Consider the following 670-nt stretch of genomic DNA (forward strand, 5'->3'; position numbering starts at 1 on the left):
TAGACAGTCTGTCTTATATATTATTTAAATGCCCCAGAACTTATTCGCTTTTTCCACAAGCGTTTCATCAATCAGTGCACCGGTGACAGCCATCAGTAAACCATACTCGATAATGCCTAAAGCGCTTCCGGTAAGAATACTGAAGACCAGAGCAACAAGAGCCGTTGCGGCATTACCTGCTATGATGGTTTCTGTTTTAACAAAAAAAGGACGCCAGTTACCTGTCCGGGCAGCCTTACCAAACTCAGTGATCCAGTCGGCAAAATTTGTAATTTTTCCTGCATATCCTAGTCCCCGACTGAATCTGTTCAGATTAAACGATATATCAGACAGTTTCACAGCCATAGCTCCCGCAGGAAAGAGTACCTGCGAGAGACGATATTCTGCACGGTTCATATATTCATCCGGGGCAGGAATATCGGCCCGGTACAATCTGTCCGGGCCGGATGGGTAATTTACAGGATGTTCGCGATGGATTTAGCCAGCTGCTCTTCCAGTACAGGCTTCGCTTCTTCAAACTTCAGGTTAACCTTGTTGGCATTAGATACCACACGGGTCTGGTATTTATGCTGATTTCCGGTTGATGTGCTGGTCTGCACTTTTGCACCGGAGGTTCCCTGACGGAGAGCTGCAACATTATCAGTTCTGACTTCAGATGTTGTCCGCTCTG

Annotated in this window: 1 protein-coding gene and 1 pseudogene; both read right to left on the reverse strand. The window is 46.4% G+C overall.

Annotation, left to right across the window (positions count from 1 at the left end; genetic code table 11):
• Positions 1–24: 24 nt before the first annotated feature.
• Positions 25–342: pseudogene (locus E0D98_RS25320) on the reverse strand (colicin-like pore-forming protein); the annotation flags it as partial.
• Positions 343–455: 113 nt separating this feature from the next.
• On the reverse strand, positions 456–670 hold a 215-nt coding region (traT, locus tag E0D98_RS25325), incomplete at its 5' end, for a complement resistance protein TraT (RefSeq protein ID WP_131891458.1).

It is taken from the genome of Escherichia sp. KCJ4928 (assembly GCF_004352695.1).
In the GTDB taxonomy this organism is placed as follows: domain Bacteria; phylum Pseudomonadota; class Gammaproteobacteria; order Enterobacterales; family Enterobacteriaceae; genus ECMA0423.